Annotated in this window: 1 protein-coding gene; it reads right to left on the reverse strand. The window is 36.2% G+C overall.

Annotated elements, in window-relative coordinates; all coding sequences use genetic code 11:
- Positions 1-179: 179 nt before the first annotated feature.
- On the reverse strand, positions 180-1,364 hold the full coding sequence (locus J7M77_RS16615) for an IS110 family transposase (RefSeq protein WP_296880594.1): 1,185 nt from the start codon (positions 1,362-1,364) through the stop codon (positions 180-182).
- Between the last annotated feature and the right edge of the window lie 299 nt (positions 1,365-1,663).

A 1,663-nucleotide genomic window follows, 5' to 3' on the forward strand; every position in this document is an offset into this window, starting at 1 on the left:
AAAGCTAACTATATAAAAATCAAGTGTTTTTGATGAAAAAGTTTGAAAATGTTTAAATTTTTGATTTTATAAGTTAACTGTTAAAGTCCTTTGAAAAGTGAATAGTGATTTGTCATTTTTGTGCATGACGAAAACAACCTAAACAGGCCTTATTATATGAAATTGCTTACATTATGCTTTTATCTTAACATTTCAGGATCAAACTGCTGATTAGTCGTCACCAGATGATGAATGACCCTTAACAGCTTTCTTACACAGTGTCCCTGTGCACAGCGATGTCCTTTGCCCTCGGAAATTTTCTTCCGGTAATATTCCTTAAATACAGGGTTACAGTTGATTACAGGCGTAATGATCTGATACAGGGTCTTTCTCAGGTATTTTGATCCCTTTTTGGTAATTGCAGTATGCTGGGCATTAAACTGGCTCGATTCGTGATGATAAGGAGCCACACCGCAGGCTTTTATGATTTTTCTTGGGTTAGAGTAGTTGCCAATATCTCCTAATTCCGCTAAAATAGAAGTACCAGAGAAATGAGAGATTCCTGGTATGGAAATGATAGGAGAGTTGTTTTTGATCGAGAACTCTTCTATTTTTTTGTCTATTTCGGCAATCTGTTCCCTGATCAGTTCAATTTGACGCACCAGATGCTTTATATTTATCACTTCGGCCTGTGAAGGCATACCAATGGATTCTTTTGCACATTCCTTCAGCTTTTCAGGAGTAAGGGATATACGTTTGCCTCTGCCGTTAAATTCAAAGTATTTTCGAATTGTTCTGATATCGGTTTTAGCGATATTTTCTGCACTGCCGAAGTTTTTGAGCATGTTCATGTAGACATGACCGTATTTAGATCTGAACAGAGAATTAAATTCAGGAAAAACAACATCAATGCTTTTTTGCAGACGGTTGGAATAGACGTTCAGTTCTTCCTTAAGATTGTGATGCTGTCTTGTGAGCTGTTTCTGTTCATACAGATCAAAGCTGCTGACCGCAGTGATACGGTACTGTTTTTTACGCTTAGGAGTATCCAGTACATCGCAAATTGTCACGGTATCGAGCTCATCGTTTTTGGTAATGCCACCTTGCATTTTGCGGGTCATATCGGTAGTTCTTGGATTAATCAGTGCCACAGTAAAGTTTCTGTCTAAGAGGTACTTTAACAGAGCAAAATGATAGTGGCCGGTATCTTCCATGCCGATCATAACAGATTCTTTAGAATAAGGTTTAAGTTTTTGAATAAGCAGATCAAACCCTTCTTTACTGTTTACGAAAGAACTGGGTTTAACAACAAGTTCGCCAGTTTCTTTGTCCATGATACAGAATAAATGCTTATTTTTTCCAATATCAATACCAACAAGTTTCATAATAAATCATCCTTTCAAAATAGATTATGTGAAATGGTATCCACAGCACTTAGACCACAAAACCTGGTTCAAAATAGGAATTCAAGACTCATCTAACTAATCATTGTTTAGGAATAAGGTGTGGTAAGATCCTTTCAAAAGTAGTCAAAGCCACAAGGAGTGATACAAATCCACATTCACATATTTCAATATTTTACAGACAATTTTAATTTGAATCAACCAGGTTAACCTGGTTGATTGGAAAGGAAAAAGTATACTGTAAATGACTAACTACATGAGTCATTTATAATATACCAGGA

The sequence above is a fragment of the Thomasclavelia sp. genome (assembly GCF_017889095.1).
In the GTDB taxonomy this organism is placed as follows: Bacteria; Bacillota_I; Bacilli_A; order Erysipelotrichales; family Coprobacillaceae; genus Thomasclavelia.

Excerpts from the sequence above, each read along its gene's own strand:
- J7M77_RS16615 (WP_296880594.1), bottom strand. The coding sequence starts at position 1,364 with ATGAAACTTGTTGGTATTGATATTGGAAAAAATAAGCATTTATTCTGT.